The 4699-nt window shown below is 36.9% G+C and carries 3 protein-coding genes; 1 reads left to right on the top strand and 2 read right to left on the bottom strand.

The annotated features are described in order from the left end of the window. Window positions 1–46 precede the first annotated feature (46 nt). Complete coding sequence (locus ADA42_RS00005; protein WP_048762982.1) at window positions 47–1015, top strand: formylglycine-generating enzyme family protein; 969 nt, start codon at window positions 47–49, stop codon at window positions 1013–1015. A 19-nt stretch (window positions 1016–1034) separates the two neighbouring features. Here the strand turns inward: ADA42_RS00005 and ADA42_RS00010 are convergent, their stop codons facing one another. Together ADA42_RS00010 and ADA42_RS00015 are read right to left on the bottom strand one after the other, a co-directional pair. Continuing rightward, window positions 1035–4040, bottom strand: coding sequence for a hypothetical protein (locus ADA42_RS00010; RefSeq protein WP_048762984.1), 3006 nt, complete (start codon window positions 4038–4040; stop codon window positions 1035–1037). Between the two features lie 6 nt (window positions 4041–4046). Continuing rightward, window positions 4047–4699: DUF2345 domain-containing protein (locus tag ADA42_RS00015; protein ID WP_152682167.1), on the bottom strand; the 653-nt coding region annotated here is incomplete at its 5' end.

Genomic DNA, 4699 nt, shown 5'->3' on the forward strand with positions numbered 1-4699 from the left:
ACTTAAAATTTATACAACATTCGTAACGTTATGACTTATAAAAAAGATGATGAAACAAAATCTTGTAATTCTTTTAATTTCAAGCCTTTCGCTTAGTGCATGTGCCAAATCAGATGCTACTCAAAAAACTTCTACACCAGTAACAAAACAAGACCTTTCTTCTGAACAAAAAAAGCAATTACAACAATTGCTTGAGAAAACAAAAAAAAATCTGATCTTTGTGAAAGGTGGAAGTTTTAAGATGGGTGACTTTGGTCCAGAACATAGTATTGATAAACTCCCATACGACAGTAATGGAGATAGCAAACCTCTTCACAAGGTCACTTTGGATGATTTTTATTTAAGTGCCACCAAAGCCACCTATGCCGATTTCGATATTTATACCGAAGTGACAGGACAGAAAGATGTAGGAGATTTTAATGAGCGTACGAAAAAATATCGCATTCCGTCTTCTGCAGCAGGGATCAACTGGCAACAAGCACGTAATTATTGCCAATGGCTTGGTACGCAACTTAATTTAAAGATGGATTTACCAACAGAAGCACAATGGGAATATGCAGCCCGTAACCGCGGACAATATATTCTATATCCGACAGATAATGGAAAAATTGATAATGGTCGTAATGTCTGGAGTTTCGACCAAAGACAACAAGCTCAAGAAAAACTTAAAGTTTACAAAGATATTTCACTATTACGTCAGTTTCCACCAACACCATTGGGTCTATACGATATGATTACAGATAATTATGAGTGGATGCTGGACTGGTATGATCCCGAATACTACAGCAAATCTCCAGAGAAAAATCCTCAAGGGCCTAAAATAGGAACTTTAAAAGTAGTACGAAGTTCTGCACCAGCAGATGGACAACCATTGCAAACATTTACTGGCAAAACTATTAGTAGACATGCAATGGATCCGATGGCAGATCCTGAATTAGTCAAAGAGTCTAAGAATCAAAAGTATTATTTTGATTTTAACTTAAATAATTCAGTTCGTTGCGCAGCCAATCCCTAATCATTAACTGTGTATCAGGTTATGCCTGATACACACTCGGATTTAAGTCATCCTGCTCAAATGGCGCTAATATCTCTAAATTTTGCGCCATCAGCGATCGCTCTTCAAAACCAACTGGCATCCCTTGTTGCAGCTCAAAATGTTTAAATTGTTTATCATCCTGATTTCTAACCAACATATAATTCCAAGATGTTCCAGTGACGGCTTTTGCACCCTTTCGATATTTTAAATAATCTTTGAGCCATGAATTAATATTTTCCCCTTCATAGTTAATCCCGCTATTGATACAACGAATGATATCTTCTGCATATTTACCGTCATCGCCATAATTTAAAAAACGAATTAAATCCCCTTCAACTTTACCAAATTGCGACGAGTTTAATTTTTTTGCTCTAGGATGAATATGCTGAATAGTATTTTGCCACTCTGCTGTCGTTACACAAGTTTTTAAAATATTGATCACCGCAGTTTTACGTGCAGGAAAAAACCGTACTTCACGCTCACTAAAGGAGACATAAATATCAAAAATTGGAGCTGTACGACTAGACCAATGTGTTACTGCATATAAAAGAATACCTTTCGTCTCCGGTGTCGCATAAATTAATTCCTCACGACCTTTGGCTGAATTAATATTATTAGCTATCTTTAAACGTTCTTGATCTCTGTCTAAACTATCAATCCACATTGTGAATTGATTAGCTATTTGCCTAATATTTTGTGTTAATGGATGATTATCACCAATACAATAAGCTAGCACTTGTGCCATCAATGAAAAGGTTTGAGCCTGAATATAAATAAGTGTTCTGAAGTTTGCTTGTAATAACTGTAATTTAATAAAACCTAAATAATTTAAAACATGTTCTGCACCTACTGTAAATTCTGCTATACCTTTAGCACCAATACCCCAACATAAATGTGCTGCAACCAAAATCTTAAAGCAACCAGAACGCTGGTCATAACCAATTTGAAATTGACCTTGAGCACCCGCTCCCAAACTAACACCACCACCACCAGCAACTGAAGCAATTGTAACGAACTCACCTTCACCACTTTTATCATTATTGGGCTTAAACCATTCTATACCTCCCTTGAGCTTTCCCTGCACTTGCACCCCAGCAAATGCATTAATTCCTGCATTAGCTTGATTTTTAGCATTTTCCTGATTTGCACTAATCATTTGCATGTTACCGCGTGCAGGTTCAAACTTAGGTCTTCTTTGGGGATCCATCATTTGTGAGATTGAACGTTGTGGATCACGAATCACTGCACTGAGCATCTGTACAGTCCCATTATGTGTAATATCGACAGATAAATTACCTGAAATTCCTAAATTGGCTCCACTGAATCCAGCCAGTTCAGCACCAATCAAGAAACGAATCGTACCCAAATCATAGTTTTCAAGTTCAATTTTCCACCCAGATTCACATGGATAAAACTTTCGCCACTCTTTTACACCTTCAAATAATGTCCATTTAGTCGATGCGTTTCCATCAAGCTTCATGGTGACGCCTTTAGAAGAGGCACTAATCATACCTTCACCACTCGATCCTGCTACCATTCGCATCCATTGCGCTTCGGTGCCCACATAAATATCTCTGCTATTTTTATATTCTTCTGCAATTTCACCACCTAAACCGCCAATCATATTGTAAACAGCTTTTTCTTCACTCCCTACACTCCCTTTTGCAGTCAATAACTGTTGACTGAGCTTTTCAAAACTACTTTGAATCTGTGCATGACGTTGAGGAGTATATTGAGTTGCATTCGGATCAATAATATCTGCTGTTGTTTGATCATTTCGACGCAGGCGCTTAAGCTCTTCGTATTGCGTAACTTTAAGATAACGTCTTCTCAAATTATAACTTGGAGCACTTTGATTTTTCTTCCCAGTACTTTCTACCACCCATACTTCTTTTAACTCACTTGATTGCTTGAATTCTCCATTAAGCTTTTCAATGGCTTTTTCTTGATTAATATTCAATCTGCTTTCAAGTTCTTTAATTTCATCTAATCTTCTATCTTGGATTGCTCGAGTCAGCTCAGCATTTGATTGATGCACTTTCTTCACGGCATCAGATAAAATCTTTGTCTGTCGATCAAACTCTGCATACACACTTGGTGGTAAAACAAGTACCTCATTCGTATGAGGACTAATCACAATAGGTGGTTTTTCTACGCCTTTTAAACTTAATTTATTCTCAGGATTAGGATTAGTTACACCTGTTGTCATTGGAAAAATAATAGAGTGAACAGTTTGTTTATCAACACATGTAATCGGCTCAAACCAGTCACTTTCTTTTTGTATATTGCCTAGTTGATATTTCACTTGCGTTTTCAAATGTGTTTCTGCAAGTTGTGTATAGCCTTTTTCATTCACTTTGGCTGGTTTCAAATTTATAATAGGCCTATCTTGACCTTGCCCTAATATTTGATAGTGAATAATCGGTATTCCATTTCCCTTACTATCAACGAATCGATACATTACATAAGTTTTAAACTTTAAGTACTTGGTTTTCTTAGTAAGAATGGTATTTTTTTCCTTATAAGTTTCATAAGACATCGCCTGATTATCTTCTAGTTTTTTCTTCAGATCTGACATCATTGCAGGCTTTATTTTAGAGGAATTTAAAAAACCTCCTGTTTTATCTTTAGTTACTGATGTACGCTGCCTCAAATTTTGCAGACTATTCTGCTGAAGTTCATATTGTTGTTGGGTAATAAACGCTGAATTTTGAGCCAGCTTAGGCTCATTAATTTCAATCACACTATCATCTTCTGCCAAAACAGGTTTAATTATTTTCCTTGGACTAAATATTGTTTCATGCCCCTCTACAAAAATATGTAGTTTTCCATTTTGGGTCAATCGAATGGGTTTTGTTCGTCCTTTCTCATTTGTGACATGAGTAAATGTTTCTTTTCCACCTGAAACAGGAAAAAATACAAGACTATATCTAACATTTGCTAATTCTTTATTTCGCTGATCATAAAAAATAATACTATATTCCAATACGTTATATTTATTCATGACGCCTTAACCTTTCGTAATCAACTTATACTTTGATGCATTTTTATCAGAAATATGAATTGAAATTTGCTCTGAACCTTCTGTTTGAAATGTTTGAGTTTTACCATATACATCGGTACGGCCTTCTTGATGAGTACCATCTGCTCTAAAAGCAATATACTCAATATTCTTGGCAGGATTGCCATCTAAATCTACAATTTCAAATGTCAAATAACATGGCTTATTCTCTGCAGCTTTTGAAACAGTAACTTTCTCCCCACCCTCAAATATATGCTGCCCCGCCTTCACCTCAAATTTTCCACCAGTAGTTGAAAAAACACCCGAATCATTTAGTTTAAGCTGCGAACCATTTACGGTTAAATTTATTTCTTTCCGGCTGGTGATATACACCGCCTCCTCCGTCGAAATAATCTGAATATCCTTCCGTGCAATTAAATCAGCCCCATCTCCTTGTGCCTGTAACTCGATCTTACCCTTTCCAGCATACAGGCGGGCGCCTTGCTGGGCTGCAAATAAACTGATCTTGTCACTGGCGTGTGCAATCAGACTTTTTTGCGTGCTAAAGTTCAGGCTGTCTCCTGCATGCTGGCTCAGTTGCCCGTCTGCACTCAGGTAGATGTCTTGATTACTGCTCATGGCGATGCTGCTAGGTGCACTTA

The organism is Acinetobacter sp. 243_ASPC (genome assembly GCF_001054715.1).
GTDB classification, from domain to species: domain Bacteria; phylum Pseudomonadota; class Gammaproteobacteria; order Pseudomonadales; family Moraxellaceae; genus Acinetobacter; species Acinetobacter soli.

Bases quoted from the DNA above. Each gene is read 5' to 3' on its own strand.
- ADA42_RS00005 (WP_048762982.1), top strand. From the start codon at position 47: ATGATGAAACAAAATCTTGTAATTCTTTTAATTTCAAGCCTTTCGCTT.
- ADA42_RS00010 (WP_048762984.1), bottom strand. From the start codon at position 4,040: ATGAATAAATATAACGTATTGGAATATAGTATTATTTTTTATGATCAG.